This window comes from Micromonospora sp. WMMD714, from assembly GCF_029581315.1.
In the GTDB taxonomy this organism is placed as follows: Bacteria; Actinomycetota; Actinomycetes; order Mycobacteriales; family Micromonosporaceae; genus Micromonospora; species Micromonospora rifamycinica.
In genome coordinates this window covers 6,006,093-6,032,367 of sequence record NZ_CP120744.1, presented here as the reverse complement: position 1 = coordinate 6,032,367, position 26,275 = coordinate 6,006,093, and the positions used below count along the sequence as shown (strand labels likewise).

Below are 26,275 nucleotides of genomic sequence, written 5' to 3'. Positions count from 1 at the left end.
TTCTGTGAGGGCTTTCGGAATGCCAGACCCACCGCCGACGGCGCTGCTCACCCTTCGGGGCATCGGCAAGTCCTTCCTCGGGGTGCGCGTCCTCGACGGTGTCGACCTGGACGTCGCGCCGGGCGAGGTGCACGCCGTCGTCGGTGAGAACGGCGCCGGGAAGTCCACTCTCATGAAGATCGTCTCCGGCGGGTACGCCCCGGACGAGGGCACCGTCGAGATCGCCGGTGAACCACGCGTCCTGCGCGGGCCGCGCGACGCCCAACGGGCCGGGGTCGGCATCATCCACCAGGAGTTCAACCTGCTGCCCGAGCGCACCGTCGCGGAGAACGTCTACCTGGGACACGAGCCGGTACGCCGGGGCCTGGTCGACCGGCGGGCGATGCGCGGGCGCACCGACCGGCTGCTCGCCTCGATCGGGGAGACCACCCTCGCCGCCGACGCCCCGGTGGGACAGCTCGGCGTCGCCCAGCAGCAGGTCGTCGAGATCGCCAAGGCGCTCGCCCTGGACGCCCGGCTGCTCATCATGGACGAGCCGACCGCGGCGCTGGCCGACCACGAGGTCGAACTGCTCTACGGCCTGGTACGCCGGCTCCAGCAACGCGGCATCGGCGTGCTGTACGTCTCGCACCGGCTCACCGAGGTCTTCGACCTGTCCGGCCGGATCACGGTCCTCAAGGACGGCCGCCGGGTCACCACCGTCGACACCGCCGGCACCACCACCGACGAACTGGTACGCCACATGGTCGGCCGGGAGCTGTCCAGCTACTACCCGCAGCGCGCCCGCCCCGCCGACCGCGGCCCGGTCCGGCTCGCCGTCCGGGGCGCGGGAAACCGGAAACTGCGCGGGATCGACCTGGACGTGCGGGCCGGCGAGGTGCTCGGTGTCGGCGGCCTCCAGGGCTCCGGGCGGTCCGCGTTGGCCCGGGCACTCTTCGGCGTCGCCCCGTTCACCACCGGTGCGGTGACCCGGGACGGCACACCGGTCCGGCTGCGCTCGCCGCGGACCGCGATGCGGGCCGGCATCGCCTACGTCACCGAGGACCGCAAGGGCGAGGGCATCGTGCCCCGCCAGTCGGTGCTCGACAACGCCTTGCTCGCCAGCCGGGCCGTCTTCGCCGCCCGGTCCGGCCGCGCCGCCCGTACCGCCCGGGTCCGCGACCTGCTCGCCGCCGTCGAGGTCCGGGCCGCCGGTGACGACCAGGAGATCCGTTTCCTGTCGGGCGGCAACCAGCAGAAGGTCGTGCTGGCCCGGTGGCTGGCGCTCGACCCGCAGGTCCTGCTCTTCGACGAGCCCACCCGGGGCATCGACGTGGGCGCGAAGTCGGCCATCCACGACCTCGTCCGCCGGCTCGCCCGCGAGGGTGCGGCCGTGGTGATGATCTCGTCCGACCTTCCCGAACTGCTGGGCATGTGCGACCGGATCGTCGTCATGCGCGACGGCCGGATCGCCGGTGAACTACCCGCCGGCGCGACCGAGGAGGACGTGGTGGCTCTCGCCGTCGGCCACCGCACGGAGACGATGCCATGAGCGCGAGGAGTGAGCCGGGTTTGCGAGCCCCGCAGTCGCGAAGGGAAGTGATCCGGTGAGTACGCTGTTGCCGGCCCGACGGGCCGTGCCGGGCGTGTTCGTGGCCCTGGCTCTCACCCTCGCGGTCGGGTGGCTGGTCGTCCTGGCCGACGGCGGGCAGTTGTTCAACCAGTCGACGACGGTGAGCCTGCTGCACGTCGCCGCCGGTCTCGGGCTCGTCGCCGTCGGCCAGACCCTGGTCATCCTCGGCGGCTCGCTCGACCTCTCCGTGGCGTACGTGATCAGTCTCAGCACCCTCGTCGCGGCCGAGGCGATGAACGGCAGCGACGGCGCGCTGCTGCCGGCGGTCGGCCTCGCGCTCGCGGTCAGCGCCGCCGTCGGGCTGCTCAACGGGCTGCTCGTGACCAGACTGCGGATCAACGCGTTCATCGCGACCCTCGGCGTCGGGCTGCTGCTCAAGGGGTACCTCGACAGCTTCTACGACGGCCCGGCCGGCAGCACCTCACCGGGCCTCGTGCAGTCCCTCGGCTACCAGCGGGTCGGCCCGGTGCCGATGTCGTTCCTGCTGCTGCTGGCGGTGACCGGGGCGGCCTGGTTCGCGCTCTCCCGGACCCGCTTCGGTCACCACCTGGTCGCCGTCGGCGGCGATCCGGAGGTGGCCCGGCTCTCCGGCGTCCGCAACGACCGGGTCCTGGTCACCGCGCACGTGCTGTGCTCGCTGTGTGCCGGGCTCGCCGGGATCTACCTGGCCAGCCGGCTCGGGTCGGGAGCGCCCCGGGTGGGCACCGAAGGGCTTTACGACCTGGAGTCGATCGCCGCGGTGGTGATCGGCGGCACCGCGCTCGCCGGTGGGCGTGGCGGCGTCGTCGGCACGGTCGGCGGGGTGCTGCTGCTCGCCAGCATCGACGCGATCTTCAACCAGCTCGAGGTGGACGCGTTCTTCAAGCAGGTGATCAGGGGCGTCATCATCATCGCCGCGGTCGCCGTCTACGCCCGTCGGGCTCTGCGAAAGGCGGCGGCCTAGCCATGCAGCTCGTCCAGCGTCGTCCGCGGCCCCTGCTGCGCGCCCGGCTCCGTCCCGGTGGGGTGCTGCCGATCGTGGCGATCCTCGTGGTGCTGCTGGTGCTGGTCGGCATCCGGCAGCCCGGCTTCCTCGACCCCCCGTCGTTGATGTCCTTCCTCGGCCGGTCCGCGCCGGTCATCCTGCTCGCCGCCGGCCAGTACTTCGTGATCGTCTCCGGCGAGTTCGACCTCTCGGTCGGTTCGCTGGTCACCGCCCAGGTGGTCGTCGCCGCCCGGCTGATCGACGACGATCCGGCCCGCACCTGGCCGGTGGTGCTGCTCCTGCTCGCCTTCGGTGCGGCGGTCGGGCTGGTCAACGGTCTGATCACGACGCGGCTGCGGGTGCCGTCGTTCATCACCACCCTCGGCATGTACCTGATCCTGGTCGGCGCGGTCTACCTGTGGTCCGACGGCGCTCCGAAGGGCGGGCTCCCCGAGGAGTTCCGGCGGTTCGGCCGGCGGGCCGTCGAGGACGTGCCGGTGCTCGGCCGGCTGCCGTACGCGCTGCTGGTGCTGGTGGTCCTCGCGGCGCTCGCGGTGGTGCTGATGCGGTCCGACTTCGGCCGGACGCTGCTCGCCGTCGGCGACAACCCGCGCACCGCGCACCTGAGCGGGGTACGGGTCTGGCGTACCCGGACCGTCGCCTTCGTCCTCAGCGGACTGGCGGCGGCCGTGGCGGCGATCCTGCTGGGCGGCTACAGCGGGGTGTCGTTCCAGGCCGGCGCGGGCCTGGAGTTCGGCGCGATCACCGCGGTCGTCCTCGGCGGAGTGGTGCTGGGCGGGGGCCGTGGCTCGGTGGTCGGCGCGATGCTCGGCGCGCTGACCCTGGAGCTGCTGTTCGCCCTGATGAACTTCTACGGCGTCTCCGGCGCTCTCAGATCCACCGTCCAGGGCGCGATCATCCTGCTCGCCGTGGCGGTCTCGGCAACCCGTCCTTCGTCACGATAAGGGGAGACCATAGTGCGACGCTCCATGACGGCCCTGGCCGCCGTCACCCTGCTGGCCCTCACCGCCTGCGCCACCGACGAACCGGGCGCGGGGCCGGCGGGGAGTCCCTCCTCGTCCGCGGGCGCGGGCACCGGGGAACAGTCGAAGTTCTTCGTGCAGGCCGACTACGACGCCGAGCTGGCCCTGCTCGGGGCCACCCCGACCGGTGCGGCGGACCGGCCCTGGGAGCAGGTGCTCAACCCGACCATGGTGGAGACCACGAAGTTCCGTAAGGCCGGGCCGCACAAGATCTGTTTCTCCAACGCGGCGCTGAACAACCCGTGGCGACAGGTCGGTTTCAAGACCATGCAGGCCGAGGTGGCGGCGCAGAAGGGCCGGATCAAGGAGTTCGTGCACGTCGACGCCGAGGGCAAGGACCAGAAGCAGATCGCCGACATCAACGACCTGCTCGGCAAGGGCTGTGACGCGCTCATCGTCTCGCCGAACACCACCGCCACCCTCACCCCGGCCGTCGAGGCGGCGTGCAAGGCCGGTCTGCCGGTCGTCGTGTTCGACCGGGGCGTCGACACGAAGTGCCCGGTGACGTTCATCAACCCGATCGGCGGCTACGGCTTCGGTCACGTCGGGGCCGAGTTCGTCAGCCAGAAGATGAAGCCCGGCGGAAAGCTCCTCGCCCTGCGGATCCTGCCCGGCGTCGACGTCCTGGAGACCCGCTGGTCGGCGGCGAAGGTGGCGTTCGACAAGGCGAAGGTGGACGTGGTGGGGGTCGAGTTCACCGACGGTGACCCGGCCAAGACCAAGAAGATCGTCGACGACTACATCCAGCGGTACGGCACCATCGACGGCGTCTGGATGGACGCCGGCGCGGTGGCCGTCGCGGCGGTCGAGGCGTTCCAGGACGCGGGCAAGCCGGTGCCGCCGATCAACGGCGAGGACCAGCTCGACTTCCTGAAGATCTGGAAGGACCGGAAGCTCACCGCGATCGCGCCGACCTACCCGACCTACCAGTGGCGTACGCCGATCATCGCGGCGCTGCGGATCCTCGACGGTCAGCCGGTGTCCAGCCCGTGGAAGCTGCCCCAGCCGACCATCACGCAGGACAACCTGGACCAGTACCTCGACGCGGACATGCCGCCGCTGCACTACGCGATGTGCGGCTGCACCGACCTGCCCGGTTACCCGCAGCGCTGGAAGTAGGCCCGGTGTACGCCATCGGCGTCAACCCCTGGGTGTGGGCCTCGCCCGTCGACGACGCGGCCCTCGCCGAGCTGGTCCCGCGGATCGCGTCGTTCGGCTTCGACGCGGTCGAGCTGCCGATCGAGCAGCCCGGCGACTGGGATCCGGTCCGCACCCGGGAGCTGTTGGCCGCGCACGGACTGGCCGCGGCCGGTGTCTGCGCGGTCACCCCGCCGGGGCGGGACCTGGTGGACGCCGCGCCGGAGGTGGTGGCGTCGACCGTGGCGTACCTCGGCTGGTGCGTGGCGGCCGCGGCGGCCGTCGGCGCCCCCTGCGTCGGCGGCCCGGTGTACGCCTCGGTCGGCCGCACCTGGCGGATGTCGCCGTCGGCGCGGGCGGCCTGCTACGCGGAGTTCCGCCGGGCGCTGGCCCCGGTGGCCGAGCAGGCCGGCGAGCAGGGCGTCAGCATCGGGGTCGAGGCGCTGAACCGTTACGAGACGAGTGTGGTCAACACCGTCGCGCAGACGGTCGAGCTGATCGACGGGCTGCCGGCCAGCGTCGGCATCATGATCGACACCTATCACATGAACATCGAGGAGTCCGATCCGTACGCGGCCCTCGCCGCCGCCGGCCCGCACATCAAGCACGTCCAGGTCAGCGGCACCCACCGGGGCGCACCCGGGGCCGACCACTTCGACTGGCCGCGCTTCTTCGCCGTGCTGGGGGAGACCGGCTACCGGGGTGCGGTCTGCATCGAGTCGTTCACGGCGGAGAACGAGACCATCGCGACCGCCGCGGCGATCTGGCGTCCGCTGGCCCCGTCGCAGGACCGGCTCGCCACGGACGGCCTGCGGTACCTGCGGGAGGTCACCACGGGTCCGCCGGCCGTGGCCGGCTGAGGCGATCCGGCGGTGGCCGGCTGAGGCGCTCCGCCCGGGTGCGGCACGGGGGTGGTGGACCCGGGCGGGCACCGGCAGTCCTGCCGGCGGCGGGACTGCGGTGGCGCCTTGACAGGAAGGTCACGTCGCAGGACAGTCATCTTAGATATTGACGCTCAACGATATTATCCGGGTGGGGTGTGCCATGAGGAAATCGCTGACGGCCGTCGTCGTGGCCGCCGTCGTCGCCGTGACCGGTCTGGTCGCCGTGACCACGAACGCCGGCGTGGCCAGCGCGGCCGCCGGCTGCCGGGTGAACTACGTCGTCAGCAGTCAGTGGACCGGTGGCTTCAGCACCGACATCGCGGTCACCAACCTGGGTGAGCCGGTCGACGGCTGGACGCTGCGGTTCGCCTTCCCCGCCGTCGACCAGCTGCTCGGGCAGACCTGGAGCGCCACCTGGAGCCAGACGGGCCGGGAGGTCAGCGCGACCAACCTGGGCTGGAACGCGAAACTGGGCACCAACGGCACTGTCAACATCGGCTTCGTCGGCAGCTGGTTCGGCAGCAACCCGGTACCCGCCGCGTTCACCCTCAACGGGGTCGCCTGCACCGGCGGTGTCCAGCCCAGTCTGACGCCGACCCGGACGCCGACCCCGACCCCGACGGTCGCCGACTGGCCGGCGATCGTCACCTGGCTCAGCCCGGCTGCCGGTGCGACCTACACCGCGCCGGGCCCCGTCCCGCTGGCGGCGACCGCGACGGTGGGCGGCGGCCACTACATCACCTCGGTGTCGTTCCGGGTGAACGGCGTCACGGTGGCGCAGGGGACCAGGACGACCGGCGACCGCTTCGAGGCGCAGTGGACCGCGCCGGTCGGTGCGCCCGGCACCAGCACCACCTTCGTGCTGAACGTCTCCGCCGGCACCGACCAGTCGCTGTCCGGCGGGGCGCCGCCCCGGCTGATCACGGTGGTGACGCCCCCGGCCACCGGCAGCAACACGCCCCCGGCGGTGGCGCTGAGCATCCCCGGCGGGCAGACGTACTTCCTCGAACCGACGACGGTCACGCTGGTGGCCGACGCCGCCGACGCCGACCCCGGAGACGTGATCAACCGGGCCGAGCTGTACCTCGGCGCGACCCGGGTGGCCACGACGGCGACCAACAGCGGGCAGCGCTACCAGTTCACGGTGGACCTGGCGGCCGCCACGTCGTCGGTCTACACCGTCCGGGTCTACGACGCCCACGGGGGCGTCGGCATCTCCAACCCGCTGAACCTCGTCGTCCGGTAGCTCCTTGCCGGCGGCCGACCCGGTCGGCCGCCGGCCCGCTTCCCGGGCCGCCGCCACCCGGCCGGTCCGTGGTCAGTCGGTGCACGGTGGGCGGCACGCGAACGCGTGCCGCCCACCGTCGTGTCCGCCGCGACCGGCCCGGGACGCGGCGACCGCCGGCCCGGGTGTGGGCTGGTCCACGGCTGCCCGGCGGGGCCGCGACCCTGCCGGGACGAAACCGGCGAACCGGTCACCGGACCGAACTACCCACGTTGGTTATGGCCCCTGACCAGGGGAGTGGGCGAGTCTAACCAGGCATAGATCCGTGCCTGTGAGTTCCGTGGGTCCGGCAGCGGGAGGAAGGTCTGGACTTGCCATGCGACAGCTTGAAGTGGCTCTGATCGGTGCGGGCCTGATAGCCCGCTTCCATCTGGACGCGTGGATCGGCGCCGGGGCGGCTGTCCGGGTGTACTCCCACGACGGCCGGGCCGCCGAGCTGGCGCGCGAGTTCGGGGCGCGGGCCGTCGACTCGCTGGAGGAGGCGTTGGACGGCGCGGACGCCGTGGACATCTGCACCCCCACCGGCACCCACCGCGAGATCGCCCTGGCCGCGATGGCCCGTGGCGTGGGCGTGGTGTGCGAGAAGCCGCTGGCCGCCACCACCGCCGAGGCCGAGGAGATCGTCGACGCGTCGGAGCGCGCCGGGGTCCGGCTCTACCCGGCCCACGACGTGCGGTTCGCCCCGGCGTTCGCCCGGCTGCACGAGGTGGTGTCCACCGGCGGCATCGGCCGGGGCACGGTCGCCCGGTTCCAGTTCTCCGCGTACCACCCGAGGCCCTGGACGGCGTCGGTGCCGGCCCGGTCCGGCGGGATCCTGACCGACCAGCTCCTGCACGGCGCGGACCTGGCGTACTGGGTGTTCGGTGAGGTCGTCCGGGTGTACGCCCGCTACCAGGGGGAGATCGCCGCACCCGCCCCGCAGGGGCAGGTGGCGACCGGAACCGTCGTGCTCACCCACGCCAGCGGCGCGATCAGCCAGGTCGTGAGCCGGTGGACGGCCACGCCGAAGCCCCCCGTCCGGGTGGCGTTCCAGGTCTCGGGCACCGGCGGCAGCGTGAGCTACGACTCCGAATGGCCCCAGGAGGTCCGGGTGGCCGACGGCGAGGCCGGCGGCTTCGGCTACGCCGGGACGTCGGTGTTCGCCACCGAGATGCGTGAGTTCGCCCAGGCCTTCCTGGGCGGCCCCGAACCGCGACTGGGTGCCCGGGACGCGCTGGCCGCGGTCCGGATCACCCAGGCCGCGGCGGAGTCCGCCTGGACCGGCCGTGCCGTGGAACTGCCTGTGAAGGGAGCCGCATGAGAGTCGCCGTCCTGTCCCTCGCGCACGAGCGCGCCGAGGTCTACGCCCGGCTGCTGCACGACCTGCCCGACGTCGAACTGCTCATCGCCGACCCCGACGGTGCGCCGGACGACCAGACCCGGGCCCGCGCCCTCGCCGAGGAGCTCGGGGTGCCCTACCTCGACGACTGGGACGAGGTGCTGCCCTGGCGGCCGAACGCCGTCGTGGTCACCAGCGCCGTCGACCGCCGCCGGGAGATCGTCGAACGGATGGCCGAGGCGGAGGCGTTCGTGCTGTGCGAACAGCCGCTGGCGCTCAGCGAGCGGGACGTCAAGGAGATGGTGGACGCCTGCGACATGGCGGGTGTCCGGCTGACCCTCGCCTCCCCGGCCTGCTACGGCGAGGCGTTCGCCGCCGTCCGCCGGGGGATCGCCGACGGCGCGGTCGGCACCCTGACCACCATCCAGGGCGTGTACCACACCCCGCCGGCGGCCGACACGACCGTCGGAGCCGTCGCCGCCAACGCCCCGTACCTGCTCGACCTGGTGGACATGGTGCTCGGCGGGGCACCGGCCGAGCAGGTCTACGCACAGGCGAACGACGTGCTCGGTGGCGGTCAGGGCGGGGAGAGCGCCGCGGTGCTCACCGTGACGTACCGCAGCGGGGTGGTCGCCACCCTCGACTGCAGCGGGAGCCAGGCGGCGGCCGGCCCCAGCCTGACCCTGGTCGGGGACCGGGCGAGTGTGGAGTACGACGCCGCTCCCCGGCTGCTCGGCGGCTTCGACGCCGCCACCGGTGGTGAACGGCGGGAGCCGGGCGGGGAGGACCGGTATCCGCTGATGCTCCGGGAATTCCTCGACACGGTCGACACCGGCAAGGGGACCGGCCCCGACGGCGAGGTCGGGCTCCGCACGCAGCGGATCATCCAGGCCGCCTACGAATCACTGCGCACCGGGCAGCCCGTCGACTTCGGATGACGACAGCGGCCCGGCCGATGCCCGGAACCGGACCTGTCGATCACGTTTCGTGAGAATGGCGCCGACCGTGTCGGTGCGGGAATCGCGCGCCCAGGTTCCAGGCGGAACGACCCGGCGAAAGTGGGAGATCAGATGAGTGTCACGCAGGTGGAAGTCGTCCTCAGCGGCGGACCGGTCGACTTGTCGTCGGCGCACCGCAGCGTCCCCGAGGCGGCGCTGGGACAGATCCTCAAGATTCGGCACGGGGCCGGCTACGAGCATTTCGTCCACGAGGGCGAATACCAGACGGTGAACGGGTCCGAAGTGGCGGTCTTCCGCTGGACCGGTCGCACGAAGATCGCCGAATAGACAGCCGCCCACCCACCATTTTCCGAGGGAGAAGGAATCCATGACCGACGCCATTTCCTTCGAAGTGCCGTGGGCGCGGACCGACAAGTTCGATCCACCGGCGATCTTCGACGAACTGCGGGAACAGCGTCCGCTCGCGCGGATGCGCTACCCGGACGGGCACGTCGGCTGGATCGTCTCCAGCTACGAACTGGTGCGGGAGGTCCTCAGCGACCCCCGGTTCAGCCACAGCTGCGAGGTCGGCCACTTCCCGGTGACCCACCAGGGGCAGGTGATCCCGACCCACCCGCTGATCCCCGGGATGTTCATCCACATGGACCCGCCCGAGCACACCCGCTACCGCCGGCTGCTGACCGGCGAGTTCACCGTCCGGCGGACGAACCGGTTGACGCCGCACGTCGAGGCCGTCGCCGCCGAACAGATCGAGGTGATGCGGGCGCACGGGGCACCCGCCGACCTGGTCAAGACCTTCGCCCAGCCGCTGGTGCTGCGGGTGCTGGCCGAGCTGGTCGGCCTGCCGTACGAGGAACGCGACCGCTACCTGAACGCGGTGATCCTGCTGCACGACGCGGAGGCCGACCCGGCGGAGGCCGCCGCCGCGTACGCCGAGACGGGGACGTTCTTCGACGAGGTGGTCGAGCGGCGACGCCGGCAGCCCCGGGAGGACCTGATCAGCACCCTGGTCGCCGACCCGGAACTGACCGGGGAAGAGGTGCGCAACATCATCACGCTGCTGCTCTTCGCGGGCTACGAGACCACCGAGAGCGCCCTGGCCGTCGGCGTGTTCGCCCTGCTGCACCACCCGGAGCAGCTGGCCCTGCTCCGGGCGGAACCGCAGCGGCTCGACGCCACGATCGAGGAGCTCCTGCGCTACCTCACCGTGAACCAGTACCACACGTACCGCACCGCGCTGGAGGACCTCAAGCTGCACGGCGAGCTGATCCGCAAGGGCGACACCGTCACGGTGTCGTTGCCGGCGGCCAACCGCGACCCGGCGAAGTTCCCGTGCCCGGCGAAGCTGGACATCGACCGGGAGACCTCGGGGCACGTGGCGTTCGGCTTCGGCATCCACCAGTGCCTCGGCCAGAACCTCGCCCGCGTCGAGCTGCGTACCGGGCTGTCGGCGCTGCTGACGGCCTTCCCCGAGCTGAGCCTGGCCATCCCGGCCGACGAGGTGCCGCTGCGCCTGCAGGGATCCGTCTTCGCGGTGCAGCACCTGCCCGTCCGTTGGTGAGCGTCCCGCTCCGTCGATCCTCGAAAGGACCAGCCACGCCGTGCGAACCGACCTCATCCGGCCGCTGTCCGTCACGCTCCAGGAGAACGCGGCCCGGTTCCCCGGCAAGGTGGCCTTCGAGGACGACCGGCGGGCGGTGACGTACCGCGAACTCGACGCGCGGACCCGGCGGCTCGCCGGGCAGCTGGCGGGCCTCGGGGTCCGGACCGGCGACCGGGTGGCCATCTGGTTGCACCAGTCGGTGGCCACTGTGGAGAGCTACCTCGCGATCGTCCGGGCCGGCGGCGTCGGGGTGCCGCTCAACCCCGCCTCGGCCCAGGCCGAGCTGGAGTACCTGCTGTCCGACAGCGGCGCCACGGTGGTCGTCACCGACGCCGCGCTGGCCGGGCGGCTCCGGTCGATGCCGCACCTCACGGTGCTGGTCACCGGCGCGGACGTGCCGGCCGGCATGCTGTCCTACGACGCGCTCGCCGAGGCCGAACCGGACCAGCCGGCCGGCGACGCCCTCGGCCTCGACGACGTGGCCTGGATGTTCTACACCTCGGGGACGACCGGCCGCCCCAAGGGCGTGCTGTCGACGCAGCGCAACTGCCTCTGGTCGGTCGCCTCCTGCTACGTGCCGATCCCCGGGCTGACCGACCGGGACCGGGTGCTCTGGCCGCTCCCGCTGTTCCACAGCCTCTCGCACATCGCCTGCGTGCTGTCCGTCACCGTGGTCGGCGCCACCGCCCGGATCATGGACGGCAGCTCCGCAGCGGACGTGCTCCGGATGCTCCACCAGGAGGAGTCGACCTTCCTGGCCGGCGTGCCCACCACCTACCAGCACCTGGTGACGGCGGCCCGGCAACACGGCTTCACGGCACCCAGCCTGCGGATCGGCCTGGCCGGAGGCGCGGTCCTCGGCGCCGGGCTGCGCCGGGAGTTCGAGGAGACCTTCGGGGTGCCGCTGGTCGACGCGTACGGCAGCACCGAGACGTGCGGGGCGATCACCATCAACCCGCCCGACGGCCGGCGGGTCGACGGATCCTGCGGCCTGCCCGTCCCCGGTGTCGGAGTGCGTGTCGTCGACCCCGACACCGGCCTGGACCTGCCCGCCGGGGCCGAGGGGGAGGTGTGGGTCCAGGGGCCGAACGTCATGGTCGGCTACCACGACAGCCCGGAGGCGACCGCCGAGGCGCTGCGCGACGGCTGGTTCCGCACCGGTGACCTGGCCCGGCGCGACGACGACGGGTACTTCACCATCTGCGGCCGGCGCAAGGAGCTGATCATCCGCGGTGGGGAGAACATCCACCCCACCGAGGTGGAGGCGGTGCTGCGGACCGTGCCCGGGGTCGCCGACGTCGCCGTGGCGGGGGTGCCCCACGACACCCTCGGCGAGGTGCCGGTCGCCTACGTGATCCCCGACGGGACCGGGTTCGACGTCCAGGCCCTGCTGGCCCGCTGCCGCGAGCAGCTCTCCGCCTACAAGGTGCCCGCCGAGGTCCGCGAGGTGACCCGGATCCCCCGGACCGCCTCCGGCAAGGTGCAGCGGCGGCTGCTGGCCGAACAGCCCGGCCGAATGGTGTACGCGGCGACCGAGCACCACGACGCGCTGACCACCCTCACCGAGCCCGACCCCGCTGTCACGGCGACCCTGCGGCGGCGGCTGTCGGCCCTCGACGAACCCGACCAGCTCGCCCTGCTGGCCGACCTGGTGCGGACCCGGGCTGCCGCGGTGACCGGCCAGCCCGGACCCGGATCGGTGCCGGCCGACCGGGCGTTCCGCGACCTGGGGTTCACCTCGCTGGCCATCGTCGAGCTGCGCAACCGGCTGACGGCGGACACCGGGCTGCCGCTGCCGACCAGCGTCGTCTTCGACCATCCGACGGCGCGGGCGCTGGCCGACCGGCTGCGGGCCGAGATCCTCGGCGTCGACGCGCCGGTCGACGAGCCGACGCCGGCCGCCGACCCCGACGAGCCCATCGCCATCGTGGGCATGGCCTGCCGGTTGCCCGGTCAGGTGAGCGGGCCGGACGAGCTGTGGGAGCTGGTGGCCGCCGGGGTCGACGCGGTCACCGGGTTCCCCGAGGACCGGGGCTGGGACCTCGAACGGCTCTTCGACCCGGACCCGGACCGCACCGGCACCTCGTACACCCGGCACGGTGGCTTCCTGCCCGACGCCGGGCTGTTCGACGCGGGGTTCTTCGGCATCTCGCCGCGGGAGGCGCTGGCCATGGACCCGCAGCAGCGGCTGCTGCTGGAGACCTCGTGGGAGGCGCTGGAGCGGGCCGGCATCGACGCGTCGGCGTACCGGGGGGCCGACGTCGGGGTGTTCACCGGCGTCTTCGGGCACGGCTACGGCAGCGGCGTCGACGCGCCGGAGCTGGAGGGCTTCACCACCACCGGGTCGGCCGCCAGCGTGGCGTCGGGCCGGGTGTCGTACGTGTTCGGCTTCGAGGGGCCGGCGATCACCGTGGACACCGCCTGCTCGTCGTCGCTGGTGGCGGTGCACCTGGCCGCCCAGGCGCTGCGCCAGGGCGAGTGCTCCCTGGCGTTGGCCGGCGGGGCGACGGTGATGGCGACCCCCGACACCTTCGTGGAGTTCTCCCGGCAGCGGGCGCTCGCCCCGGACGGCCGGTGCAAGGCGTACGCCGCCGCCGCCGACGGCACCGGCTGGGCCGAGGGCGCGGGCGTGCTCGTGCTGGAGCGGCTGTCGGTGGCCCGCGAGCGCGGCCACCGGGTGCTGGCGGTGGTCCGGGGCAGCGCGGTGAACCAGGACGGCGCATCCAACGGGCTGACCGCGCCGAACGGCCTGGCGCAGCGGCGGGTGATCCGCCGGGCGCTGGCCAACGCCGGTCTGACGGCGGCCGAGGTGGACGCCGTGGAGGGCCACGGCACGGGGACGACGCTGGGTGACCCGATCGAGGTGCAGGCGTTGCTGGCCACCTACGGCCAGGGCCGGGACGCCGACCGGCCGCTGTGGCTGGGGTCGTTGAAGTCGAACATCGGGCACACCCAGGCGGCGGCCGGGGTGGCCGGGATGATCAAGATGGTGCAGGCGCTGCGGCACGGGGTGCTGCCGGCGACGCTGCACGTCGACGCCCCGGCCGCGGGGGTGGACTGGTCCGCCGGTGCGGTGGAGCTGTTGACCCGCCCCCGGGAGTGGACCGGCACCGGTCGGCCCCGCCGGGCCGGGGTGTCGTCGTTCGGCGTGAGCGGGACGAACGCGCACGTGATCCTGGAGGAGGCGCCCGCCGAGCCGGTCCCCGGGGAGCCGACCCCCGCCGAGGCGCTCCCACCGGTGGTGCCGCTGGTGGTGTCGGCGCGCGGCGCGGCGTCCCTGGCCGGTCAGGCGGGCCGGCTGGCCGCGTTCGTCGCACGGACCGGCGTGCCGTTGGCCGGGGTGGCCGGCGCGCTGGTGACGCAGCGGGCGGTGTGGGACGAACGGGCCGTCGTGGTGGCGGGCTCGGTGGACGAGGCGTCGGCCGGGCTGGGCGCGCTGTCCCGTGGCGAGCAGGCGGCGGGTGTGGTGACCGGCGGCGCGCAGGCCGTGGGCCGGATGGTGTGGGTGTTCCCGGGCCAGGGCACGCAGTGGGTCGGCATGGGCCGGGAACTCCTCGACACGTCGCCGGTCTTCGCGCGACGGGTGGCGCAGTGCGCGGTCGCGCTGGAGCCGTGGATCGACTGGTCCCTGCTGGACGTGCTGCGGGGGGTCGCCGACCCGGAGCTGACCGAGCGGGTCGACGTGCTGCAACCGGCGTCGTTCGCGGTGATGGTGGGCCTGGCGGCGGTGTGGTCGTCGGTCGGGGTGCGGCCGGACGCGGTGGTGGGTCACTCGCAGGGCGAGATCGCGGCGGCCTGCGTGGCCGGCGCGTTGTCCCTGGACGACGCGGCGCGGGTGGTGGCGCTGCGCAGCCGGGCCATCGCCTCGACGCTGTCGGGCCGCGGTGGCATGGCGTCCGTCGCGGCGGGCGAGGACGAGGTGACGGCGTACCTCACGCCCTGGGCGGGCCGGGTGGAGGTCGCCGCGGTCAACGGTCCGTCGTCGGTGGTGATCGCCGGTGACGTCGGGGCGTTGGACGAGGCGTCGGCGGCGCTGACGGACCGGGGCGTCCGGGTCCGGCGGGTGGCGGTGGACTACGCCTCGCACACCCGGCACGTGGCGGACGTCGAGGGGACGTTGGCCGAGGTGCTGGCCCCGGTCGAGGCGCGGACACCGGTGGTGCCCTTCTACTCCTGCGTGACCGGCGGATGGGTCCGCGACGCCGGGGTGGTGGACGGCGCCTACTGGTACCGGAACCTGCGTGCCCAGGTGCGGTTCGGCCCGGCCGTCGCCGCCCTGGTCGACCAGGGGTACGGCGTCTTCGTCGAGGTGAGCGCGCATCCGGTGCTCGTCCAGCCGATCAGCGAGCTGGTGGCCGACACCGACGTGCTGGTGACCGGCACGCTGCGGCGGGACGACGGTGGCCTGCGGCGGCTGCTGACCTCGATGGCCGAGCTGTTCGTCCGGGGGGTGGCGGTCGACTGGGCCGCGCTGGTCCCGCCGCCGCCCGGCGGGGTGGACCTGCCGACCTACGCCTTCGACCGCCGGCACTACTGGCTGCGGTCGACGCCGACCGCGACCGACGCGACGTCGCTGGGCCAGACGACCACCGGACACCCGCTGCTCGACGCGGTGGTGAGCCTGCCGAACGGGGCCGGATTCGCGGCCACCGCGCGGTGGTCGTCGCGGTCGCTGCCGTGGCTGTCCGGGCCGCCCGGGTCGGCCGCCGTCGCGGTGCCGAACGCCACCCTGGTCGAGGTCGCCATCCGGCTCGGTGACCTGACCGACACCCCCACCCTCGACACGTTGACCGTCGACGCGCCCGTGCTGCTGCCGGCGCGTGGCGGCCGGGACGTGCGGGCCGTGGTCGGTGGACCCGACGACACCCGGCGGCGGTCCGTGGAGATCTACTCCCGGGAACCGGACGCCCCGTTCGACGCGCCGTGGATCCGGCACGCGCACGGCACCCTCGCGCCCGCCGCCGCCCCGGCGACCCACCCGATGACCGACGTGGCCGCCGAGGTCGGCCTGGACGAGGGCGCGGAACGCGACGCCGAGCGCTACGGGCTGCACCCCGCCCTGCTCGACGCGGCCGTCCGGGACGTGCTGCCCGCGGGCACCCAGCCGACCGGGTGGACCGGGGTGACCCTGCTGGCGTCGGGGGCCACCGCCGTCCAGGTGCGGCCGGGACCGACGTCGTCGCGGGGGACCGCGCTGACGCTGACCGACGCCGCCGGGCGACCCGTGCTGACCGTGGACGCCGTCCTCGGCACCGCCGCGCCCACCGCCGACCCCGGCACGCTGCCGCCCGACGCCCTGTTCCGGGTCGAGTGGGCCGCCCTGCCGCTGCCGCCGGTGGACCGCGCCCTCGACATCGTGCCCGTCACGACCGGCGGGGACGTCGCCACGGCCGCGGCGACCCCGCCGGACGCCCTGCTCTACGAGGCGGCCACCGGGGATCCCCGCACGGCGCTCGACGCCGCGCTGGCGCTGCTGCAGGCCTGGCTCGCCGAACCCGGTCTGGCCGACACCCGGCTGGTCGTCGTCACCGGCGACCACACCACGCTCGACGCCGCGGCGGTGTGGGGCCTGGTCCGGTCGGCGCAGTCGGAGCACCCGGACCGGATCGTGCTGGTCGACCTCGACGACGCGTCCCGGTCCGCGCTGCCGGCGGTGCTGCACACCGGCGAGCCGCAGGTGCGGGTGCGTGCCGGCGTCGCCGAGGTGCCCCGGCTGGCCCGGTTCACCCCCGGCGGGCCGACACCGGGCCGCCCGCTCGACCCCGACGGCACCGTCCTGGTCACCGGCGGCACCGGCACGCTGGGGGCCACCACCGCCCGCCACCTGGTCACCGCGCACGGCGTCCGGCACCTGCTCCTGCTCAGCCGCCGGGGACACGCCCCGGAGCTGCACGACGAGCTGACCGCGCTGGGGGCGTCGGTCCGGATCGTCGCCTGCGACGCGGCGGACCGGGCAAAGCTCCAGGCCGTGCTGGCGACGGTGCCGGCCGAGCACCCGCTGACCGCCGTGGTGCACACCGCCGGGGTCCTCGACGACGGGGTGCTCACCGAACTGCGCCCGGAACGGGTCGACACCGTGCTGCGGCCGAAGCTGGACGCCGCGCGGCACCTGGACGAACTCACCCGGGACCTGGACCTCGCCGCGTTCGTGCTGTTCTCCTCCGCGGCCGGCGTCCTGGGCAACCCGGGGCAGGCCAACTACGCCGCCGCCAACGCCTGCCTGGACGCGCTCGCCCAGCAGCGGCACCGGCTCGGCCTGCCCGCCGTCTCCCTCGCCTGGGGCTACTGGGCGCAGGCCAGCGCCATGACCCGGCACCTGGGGACGGCCGACCTGAGCCGCCACCGGCGTACCGGCATGACCGGCCTGTCCGCCAGCGAGGGGATGGCGCTGCTGGACGCCACCCTCGGCGTCGCCGACGTCCTGGTCGCGGCGAAGCTCGACCTGGCCACCGTGCGGCGGGCCGCCGCGGCCGGTGACCCGGTGCCGCCGCTGCTCCGCGCGCTGGCCCCGGCGCCGCGGCCGAGGGCCGGCGGTGCCGCCGCGGCGGTCCCGCTGGCCGAGCGCCTCGCCGGACTCGCCGAGGCCGCGCAGACCGAGCTGCTGCTCGACCTGGTACGCGGGCACGCCGCTGCGGTGCTCGGGCACACCGGCGTGGACGCCGTGCACCCCGGTCGCAGCTTCAAGGACGCCGGCTTCGACTCGTTGACCGCGGTGGAGCTGCGCAACCGGCTGGCCACCGCGACCGGGCTCACGCTGTCCCCGGCGATGGTCTTCGACTACCCGAAACCCGTGGCGCTCGCCGGGCACCTCCGCGCCCGGCTGGTCGGCGGGACGGCGACCTCCCCGGTCGGCTCCGCAAACCCCGCCCCGACGACCGACGAGCCGATCGCGATCGTGGCGATGGCCTGCCGCTTCCCGGCGGGTGTACACAGCCCGGAGGACCTGTGGCGGGTGGTGGCCGACGGGGTCGACGCGGTCACCGAGTTCCCCGCCGACCGGGGGTGGGACACCGACGGGCTCTACCACGAGGATCCGCACCACCCCGGCACCTCGTACGTGCGCCACGGCGCTTTCCTCGACGACGCCGCCGGCTTCGACGCGGCCTTCTTCGGCATCTCACCGAACGAGGCGCTGGCGATGGACCCGCAGCAGCGCCTGCTGCTGGAGACCTCGTGGGAGGTGTTCGAGCGGGCCGCGATCGACCCGACCACGCTGGCCGGGCAGGAGGTCGGCGTCTTCGTCGGCGTCAACAGCCACGACTACGACACCCGCACCCTCCAGGCCGCCGGCACCGAGGGATTCCGCCTCACCGGAAGCTCGGGCAGCGTCATCTCCGGCCGGGTGTCCTACCTGTTCGGTTTCGAGGGACCGGCGATCACCGTCGACACCGCCTGCTCCTCCTCGCTGGTGGCGTTGCACCTGGCGGCGCAGGCGCTGCGCCGGGGCGAGTGCACGATGGCCCTGGCCGGTGGCGTGATGGTGATGGGCACCGTCGAGACGTTCGTCGAGTTCTCCCGGCAGGGTGGGCTCGCCCCCGACGGCCGGTGCAAGGCCTTCGCCGACGGCGCGGACGGCACCGGCTGGTCCGAGGGGGTGGGACTGCTGCTGGTGGAGCGGCTGTCGGAGGCCCACCGCCGGGGCCACCAGGTGCTCGCCGTGGTCCGGGGATCGGCGGTGAACCAGGACGGCGCGTCGAACGGGCTGACCGCCCCGAACGGCCCGTCGCAGCAGCGGGTCATCCTGCGGGCGCTGGCCGACGCCGGGCTGGGCACCGCGGACGTGGACGCCGTGGAGGCGCACGGCACCGGCACCACCCTCGGCGACCCGATCGAGGCCGAGGCGCTGCTCGCCACGTACGGCCGGGACCGGCCGGCCGACCGGCCGCTGTGGCTCGGCTCGGTGAAGTCGAACATCGGGCACACCCAGGCCGCGGCGGGCGTCGCGGGTGTCCTCAAGATGGTGCTGGCCATGCGGCACGGCGTGCTGCCCCGGACGCTGCACGTCGACCGTCCGTCGGGCAACGTGGACTGGTCCTCGGGCGCGGTGGAGCTGCTGACCGAGGCGCGCGACTGGCCGGACACGGGTCGGCCCCGCCGGGCGGCCGTGTCGTCCTTCGGCATCGGCGGCACCAACGCGCACGTCATCCTCGAAGCGGCCCCCGACCGGCCGGTGACCGACCCGCCGGAGCCGGAGCCGACCGGCTTCCCGGTCCCGGTCGTGGTGTCGGCGCGGACGGCCGCCGGGCTGCGCGGCCAGGCGGGCCGGCTCGCCCGGTTCCTCGCCGACCGGCCCGACGTCCGGCTCGCCGACGCCGCCCACGCCCTCGCCACCACCCGCGCCCACCTCGACCACCGCGCGGTCGTGCTCGCGGCCGACCGGGAGCGGGCCGGCGCGGACCTCGACGCCCTCGAACGGGGCGAGCCGGCCCCCGGCACCGTCACCGGCACCGCCGCCCCGGGCAAGCTGGCCGTCCTGTTCACCGGCCAGGGCAGCCAGTGGGTCGGGATGGGACGCGACCTCGCCGCGACCTTCCCGGTCTTCGCGGCGGCGTTCGACACCGCCTGCGCCGCCGTGGACCGGCACCTGGGCCGGCACGTGCCGCGCCCGCTGCGCGACGTGGTGTTCGCGGCCGACGGCGGGCTGCTCGACCAGACCGTCTACACGCAGGGCGCGCTGTTCGCCCTGGAGACCGCGCTGTTCCGGCTGGTCGGCTCCTGGGGGGTACGACCCGACCTGCTCGCCGGCCACTCGGTCGGGGAGATCACCGCCGCCCACGTCGCCGGGGTGCTGGACCTGGACGACGCGGCCCGGCTGGTCGCCGCCCGGGGCCGGCTGATGCAGGACCTGCCCACCGGCGGCGCGATGGTCGCCGTCCAGGCGACCGAGGCCGAGGTCGCGCCGCTGCTCGCCCGGGCGCGGGGCGTGGTCTGCGTCGCGGCGGTCAACGGCCCCGACGCGGTGGTGCTCTCCGGCGACGAGGACGCGGTGCTCGCCGTCGCCGCCGAGCTGGCCGGTCGGGGCCGCAAGACCCGCCGGCTGCCGGTCAGCCACGCCTTCCACTCGCCGCTGATGACGCCGATGCTCGACGAGTTCCACGCGGTGCTGGCGGAGCTGTCGTTCCGGCCGGGTGACCTGCCGGTGGTGTCCACGCTGACCGGCGCGCTGGTCGGGGACGACCGGCTGGGCACCCCGGAGTACTGGGTCGACCAGGCGCGCGGCGCGGTCCGGTTCGGCGACGCGGTCACCGCGCTGAGCGGGCACGGCGCGACGACCTTCCTGGAGCTGGGTCCGGGCGGGGCGCTCGCCGCGATGGCGCTGGCCACCCTCGGCGTACCGGAGGAGAGCTGCCTCGCCGTGCTGCGCAAGGACGGCGCGGAGGCCGCCGGCCTGGTGACCGCGGTGGCGGCCCTGCACGTGCGGGGCGTGCCCGTCGACTGGACCGGCCTGCTGGGCCGGCGTGCCCCGGGCCTGGGGACCGAACTGCCCACCTACGCGTTCCAGCACCAGCGGTACTGGGCCGAGCCCGACGACACCGCCGCCGGGGGCGCGACGGCGCTCGGCGTCACCAGCGCCGGACACCCGCTGCTCGGCACCGTGGTCGACGTGCCCGACACCGGTGGCCTGGTGTTCACCGGCCGACTGTCACCGCGGACCCCGGGGCTGCCGGCCGGCCCGGCCTCCCGGGTGCCGGTCGCCGCCCTGCTGGAGATGCTGGTCCGGGCGGGCGACGAGGTCGGCTGCGGCGGCCTCGAACGGTTCGTCGTCGAAGCGCCCCTGGCGGTCGGGGAGTCCGGGGCCACCGTGGTACGGGTGACCGTGGACGGTCCCGGCCCGGACGGACGCCGGGGCGTCGCCGTGCACGGCCGTCCCGACGGCGACGGGGCCGGCCGGTGGACCTGTCACGCCCGCGCCGTGCTGGTGCCCGGCATCCCGCAACCCGCCTTCGACCTGCGGGACCGCGCGGACACCGAACTCAGCCTGCCGGGCGACCTGACCGACCAGGCCGCCGCGTTCACCCTCCACCCGCTGCTGGTCGACGCCGCGCTGCGGATCCTGGCCGGCGACGACCAGCGGGACATCTCGACCTGCCGGGGCATGGCGGTGTACGCGCAGGGCGCCGCCGCGGTGCGGCTGCGTACCACGCCGACCCCGGACGGCGGTCACCTGCTGGAGCTGGCGGACGCCGCGGGTGGACCCGTCGCCTCGATCGGCCCGCTGACCCTCGACACCACCGTCGTCGAGCCGGCGACACCGGCCGACGACCGGCCGACGTCGCCGCTGACCCGTCGGGTGGTGGTCCAGGGCGGGGCGACCGGTGCGGCGCTACCGGACCGGCTGGCCGGGCTGGCCGTCGCCGACCAGCTCCGGATGGTGCTGGACCTGGTCCGGGAGAGCACCGCCGTGGTCCTCGGTCACCGGGGCTCCGACGCGTTCGACGAGGGGCAGGCCTTCAAGAGCCTCGGCTTCGACTCGTTGAGCGCGGTCAAGCTCCGCAACCGGCTCCAGGACTTCACCGGCGTACGGCTGCCCAGCACCCTGGTCTTCGACTACCCGACGCCGGCGGTCCTCGCCGCCCACCTGCGGGCCGAACTGCTCGGCGAACGCCGGGAACCGTCCAGCGTGGCCGGGACGGTCGCCTCCGACGAGCCGATCGCGATCGTCGCGATGAGCGTCCGGCTGCCCGGCGGCGCGGACACCCCCGAGGAGCTGTGGAACCTGGTCCGGGAACGGCGCGACGCGGTCGCCGGTTTCCCGGTCGACCGGGGCTGGGACCTCGACGGGCTGTACCACCCGGACCCGGCCCACCCGGGCACCAGCTACACCCGGATGGGCGGGTTCCTCTACGACGCCGCCCAGTTCGACGGCACGTTGTTCGGGATCTCGCCCCGCGAGGCGCTGGCGATGGACCCGCAGCAGCGGCTGCTGCTGGAGACCTCCTGGGAGGCGCTGGAGCGGGCGGGCATCGACCCGCTGTCGGTCAAGGGCAGCGACATCGGGGTCTTCACCGGGATCGTCCACCACGACTACGTGACCCGGCTGCACCGGGTGCCCGAGGACGTGCAGGGCTACCTGATGACCGGGGCGGCGGCGAGTGTGGCCTCCGGGCGGGTGGCGTACGTGTTCGGCCTGGAGGGGCCGGCGGTCACCCTGGACACCGCCTGCTCGTCCTCGCTGGTGGCGATGCACCTCGCCGCCCAGGCGCTGCGCCAGGGCGAGTGCTCGATGGCGCTGGCCGGGGGCGCGACCGTGATGTCCAGCCCGGACGCGTTCCTGGAGTTCTCCCGGCAGCGCGGGCTGTCCGCCGACGGCCGCTGCAAGGCGTACGCCGACGGCGCCGACGGCACCGGCTGGTCCGAGGGGGTCGGGGTGCTGCTGCTGGAGCGGCTCTCGGTGGCCCGGGAGCGCGGGCATCCGGTGCTGGCGCTGCTGCGTGGCAGCGCGGTGAACCAGGACGGCGCGTCCAACGGGTTGACCGCGCCGAACGGCCCGTCGCAGCAGCGGGTGATCCGCAGCGCGCTGGCCAACGCCGGCCTGACGCCGGACGAGGTGGACGCCGTGGAGGGTCACGGCACCGGCACCGCGCTGGGTGACCCGATCGAGGCGCAGGCGTTGCTGGCCACCTACGGGCAGGACCGGGATCCGCAGCGGCCGCTCTGGCTGGGGTCGCTGAAGTCGAACATCGGGCACACCCAGGCGGCGGCCGGGGTGGCCGGGGTGGTCAAGATGGTGCAGGCGCTGCGGCACGGGATGCTGCCCGCCACCCTGCACGTGGACACCCCCACCACCCAGGTCGACTGGTCGGCCGGCGCGGTCCGGGTGCTGACCGAGCCCCGGGACTGGCCGCGCGGCGCACGACCGCGCCGGGCCGCCGTGTCCTCCTTCGGGGCCAGCGGGACGAACGCGCACGTGATCCTGGAGGAGGCGCCGCCGGTCGACGCCCCGGCACCGGCCGACCGGCAGGTCGACCCCGGCGGTGTGGCCGACCGGCAGGTCGACCCCGGCGGTGTGGTGCCGCTGGTCGTGTCGGCGGGCAGCGCGGGCGCGCTGGCCGGGCAGGCCGGCCGGCTGGCGTCCTTCCTCCGCGACGGCGGCACGGCGTCGCTGGCCGGGGTGGCCGGCGCGCTGCTGTCGGGCCGGGCGAAGCTCGGCCGGCGGGCCGTGGTGGTGGCCCGGACCGACGCCGAGGCGCTCGCCGGGCTCGGCGCGCTGACCCGGGGCGAGAACGACCCCTGCCTGGTCACCGGCACGGTCGACCTGCCCGGCAGGCTGGTGTGGGTGTTCCCCGGCCAGGGCTGGCAGTGGGTCGGCATGGGCCGGGAGCTGCTGGACACCTCGCCGGTCTTCGCCGCCCGGATCGCCGAGTGCGCCGCCGCCCTGGAGCCGTGGACCGACTGGTCGCTGGCCGACGTGCTGCGCGGCGAGACCTCCGCCGACCTGCTGGAGCGGGTCGACGTGCTGCAACCGGCGGGTTTCGCCGTGATGGTGGGCCTGGCGGCGGTGTGGTCGTCGGTCGGGGTACGACCGGACGCGGTGCTCGGGCACTCGCAGGGTGAGATCGCCGCCGCCTGCGTGGCCGGCGCGCTGTCGTTGCCGGACGCGGCCCGGGTGGTGGCGCTGCGCAGCCAGGCCATCGCCGGGAAGCTGTCCGGCCGCGGCGGGATGGCCTCGGTCGCCCTCGCCGAGCAGGACGTGCTCGGGCGGTTGGCGTCCTGGGCGGGCCGGATCGAGGTGGCCGCGGTCAACAGCCCGTCCTCGGTGGTGGTGGCCGGCGACGCCGACGCCCTGGACGAGGCCCTGGCGTTCCTGTCCGGCCAGGGGGTGCGGGTCCGGCGGGTGGCCGTCGACTACGCCTCCCACAGCTGGCACGTCGAGGACATCCGGCAGACGCTCGCCGACGTGCTGACCGGGATCGAGGCCCGGACGCCGGAGATTCCGTTCTACTCGACGGTCACCGGCGACTGGATCCGCGACGGCGGGATCGTCGACGGCGACTACTGGTACCGGAACCTGCGCAGCCAGGTCGGCTTCGGCCCGGCGGTGGCGGACCTGGTCGCCCAGGGGCACGGCGTGTTCGTGGAACTCAGCGCGCACCCGGTGCTGGTGCAGCCGATCACCGAGATCACCGACGGGCTGGTGGTCGGGACGCTGCGGCGCGACGACGGCGGCCCGCGACGGCTGCTGACCTCGATGGCCGAGCTGTTCGTGCGGGGGGTGGCGGTGGACTGGGCCGCCCTGCTGCCGCCCGTCCCGGCCCGGGTGGAGCTGCCCACGTACGCCTTCGACCACCGGCACTACTGGCTGCACGAGGCCGACGAGGGTACCGACGGGGCCGACCCGGCCGACGGCGCGGACGCCGACTTCTGGGCCGCGCTGGAGCGCCCCGACCTGGACTCCCTCGCCGCGTTGCTGGACGTCGACTCGACCGACCAGCGCGGCGCCCTGGACACCGTCGCGCCCGTGCTGGCCGACTGGCGGCGCAGGCGCCGGGCGATGTCGACCGCCGAGAAGCTGCGCTACCAGGTGACCTGGCAGCCCCTGGAGCGGGAGGCCGTCGGGGTGCCGGCCGGGCGGTGGCTCGTCGTGGTGCCGTCGGGCCAGCGGGCCGACGGGCTCCTCACCGAGCTGGCCGGACAGGGCCTGGACACCACCCTGCTGGAGGTCGACGCGTCGGACCGTACCCGGGAACGGCTCGTCGGTCGGCTGGCCACCGTGCCGGCCGGGGACGACCTGGCCGGCGTGCTGTCCCTGCTCGCCCTGGACCCCGGCACCCCGACCGAGGTCGCGGCGGCGACCCTCGCCCTGGTGCAGTCCCTCGGCGACCGGGGCGTCTCCGCGCCGCTGTGGTGCCTGACCCGGGGTGCGGTGAACATCGGCATCCAGGACGCCGTCACCGCACCGGCCCAGGCCGCGCTCTGGGGTCTCGGCCGGGCCGTCGCGCTGGAACGCCCGGACCGCTGGGGCGGCCTGGTCGACCTGCCCGCGTCCGGCGACCCCCGCACGGCCCAGGCCCTGCTCGGGGTGCTGACCGCCGCCGACGAGGACCAGCTCGCGATCCGCCGCTCGGGCACCTACCGCCGCCGGCTGGTCCGCAAGCCCGTGCCGGAGGCGGCGGCCGGCGCCCGCTGGCAGCCCCGGGGCACTGTCCTGGTGACCGGCGGGGCGGAGGGGCTCGGCCGGCACGCCGCGGGCTGGCTCGCGCAGGCCGGCGTCGACCGGCTGATCGTCACCACCACCGCGCACGCGCCCGACGACAGCGTGGCGGAGCTCCGCGCCGAACTGGCCGGGCTGGGTCTGTCCACCGTGGTGGAGTCCTGCCCCGACGCCGACCGGGAGGCGATCGCCGCGCTGGTGGCCGCGACGACGCCGCAGCAGCCGGTCACCGCCGTGGTGCACGCCGCCGACGTCACCCAGACCAGCTCCGTCGACGACACCGGGGTACGCGACCTCGCCGGGGTGTTCGCCGCGAAGGTGGACACCGCCGTGTGGCTGGACGAGCTGTTCCGGGACACCCCGCTCGACGCGTTCGTGGTGTTCTCGTCGATCGCCGGGGTCTGGGGCGGCGGCGGCCAGGGGCCGTCCGGCGCGGCGAACGCCGTCCTGGACGCCCTCATCGAATGGCGTCGGGCCCGGGGCCTGCGGGCGACGTCGATCGGCTGGGGCGCGCTGGACCAAATCGGGGTGGGCATGGACGAGGCCGCCCTGGCCCAGCTGCGGCGTCGGGGCGTCCTGCCGATGCCCCCGGCGGTGGCGGTGACCGCGATGGTCCAGGCGGTCGCCGGCAACGAGCGTTCCGTGACGGTGGCCGACATGGACTGGGCCGCCTTCATCCCGGCGTTCACCTCGGTGCGACCCAGTCCGCTCTTCGCGGACCTGCCCGAGGCGAAGGCCGCCCTGGCGGCGTCGCAGCCCGACGCCGGCGACAGCGACGCCGCCGCCTCGCTGGCCGACTCGCTGCGCGGGGTCACCGACAGCGAACAGCAGCGGATCCTGCTGCGGCTGGTGCGGGGGCACGCCTCGACGGTGCTGGGGCACGGCGGTGCCGAGGGCATCGGGCCGCGGCAGCCGTTCCAGGAGGTCGGCTTCGACTCGCTGGCCGCGGTCAACCTCCGCAACAGCCTGCACGCGGCCACCGGGCTGCGCCTGCCCGCCACCCTGATCTTCGACTACCCGACCCCGGAGGCGCTGGTCGGATACCTGCGTGCCGAACTCCTCCGGGAGCCCGAGGACGACCTGGCGGGCCGCGAGGACGACCTGCGGCGCGTCCTCGCGTCCGTGCCGATCGCCCGGTTCAAGGAGGCGGGGGTGCTGGAGGCCCTGCTGGGCCTGGCAGATGTGGACACCACCGTGCCGTCCGCCGGGCCGCCCCCGGCGGCCGACGACGGCGAACTGATCGACGCCCTGGACATCGCCGGTCTCGTCCAGCGTGCCCTGGGCACGACGAGCTGACCATCGATGACGAACGAACGTG

11 protein-coding genes are annotated in these 26,275 nt (G+C 74.5%); all 11 read left to right on the top strand.

Features of this window, described 5'->3' with window-relative positions; all coding sequences use genetic code 11:
* Positions 1-19 precede the first annotated feature (19 nt).
* The 11 genes from O7625_RS25705 (at position 20) to O7625_RS25655 (ending at position 26,253) form a co-directional block, all read left to right on the top strand.
* On the top strand, positions 20-1,531 hold the full coding sequence (locus O7625_RS25705; RefSeq protein ID WP_282342261.1) for a sugar ABC transporter ATP-binding protein: 1,512 nt from the start codon (positions 20-22) through the stop codon (positions 1,529-1,531).
* A 55-nt stretch (positions 1,532-1,586) separates the two neighbouring features.
* A complete protein-coding gene (locus tag O7625_RS25700) occupies positions 1,587-2,555 on the top strand; it encodes an ABC transporter permease (protein WP_282342259.1) in 969 nt (322 codons plus the stop codon).
* A 2-nt stretch (positions 2,556-2,557) separates the two neighbouring features.
* Positions 2,558-3,541, top strand: a complete 984-nt coding sequence (locus O7625_RS25695) for an ABC transporter permease (RefSeq protein ID WP_282342258.1) — start codon at positions 2,558-2,560, stop codon at positions 3,539-3,541.
* A 12-nt stretch (positions 3,542-3,553) separates the two neighbouring features.
* Entirely contained in the window at positions 3,554-4,738 is a 1,185-nt protein-coding gene (locus O7625_RS25690; protein WP_282342257.1) for an ABC transporter substrate-binding protein, read from the top strand.
* A 5-nt stretch (positions 4,739-4,743) separates the two neighbouring features.
* On the top strand, positions 4,744-5,616 hold the full coding sequence (locus O7625_RS25685; RefSeq protein ID WP_282342255.1) for a sugar phosphate isomerase/epimerase family protein: 873 nt from the start codon (positions 4,744-4,746) through the stop codon (positions 5,614-5,616).
* Between the two features lie 184 nt (positions 5,617-5,800).
* Positions 5,801-6,886 (top strand): cellulose binding domain-containing protein, encoded by a 1,086-nt coding sequence (locus tag O7625_RS25680; protein ID WP_282342253.1) that lies wholly within the window; start codon positions 5,801-5,803, stop codon positions 6,884-6,886.
* Between the two features lie 355 nt (positions 6,887-7,241).
* A complete protein-coding gene (locus O7625_RS25675; RefSeq protein ID WP_282342251.1) occupies positions 7,242-8,225 on the top strand; it encodes a Gfo/Idh/MocA family oxidoreductase in 984 nt (327 codons plus the stop codon).
* The gene (locus O7625_RS25670; protein ID WP_282342249.1) at positions 8,222-9,181 is read left to right on the top strand and encodes a Gfo/Idh/MocA family oxidoreductase; all 960 of its coding nucleotides are present in this window, start codon (positions 8,222-8,224) and stop codon (positions 9,179-9,181) included. The genes O7625_RS25675 and O7625_RS25670 overlap by 4 nt, the downstream gene beginning before the upstream one ends.
* 132 nt (positions 9,182-9,313) lie before the next feature.
* A complete protein-coding gene (locus tag O7625_RS25665; RefSeq protein WP_282342247.1) occupies positions 9,314-9,529 on the top strand; it encodes a DUF5988 family protein in 216 nt (71 codons plus the stop codon).
* 40 nt (positions 9,530-9,569) lie between these two features.
* A complete protein-coding gene (locus O7625_RS25660; protein ID WP_282342244.1) occupies positions 9,570-10,763 on the top strand; it encodes a cytochrome P450 in 1,194 nt (397 codons plus the stop codon).
* Positions 10,764-10,803: 40 nt separating this feature from the next.
* Complete coding sequence (locus O7625_RS25655) at positions 10,804-26,253, top strand: type I polyketide synthase (protein ID WP_282342242.1); 15,450 nt, start codon at positions 10,804-10,806, stop codon at positions 26,251-26,253.
* Positions 26,254-26,275: the final 22 nt, after the last annotated feature.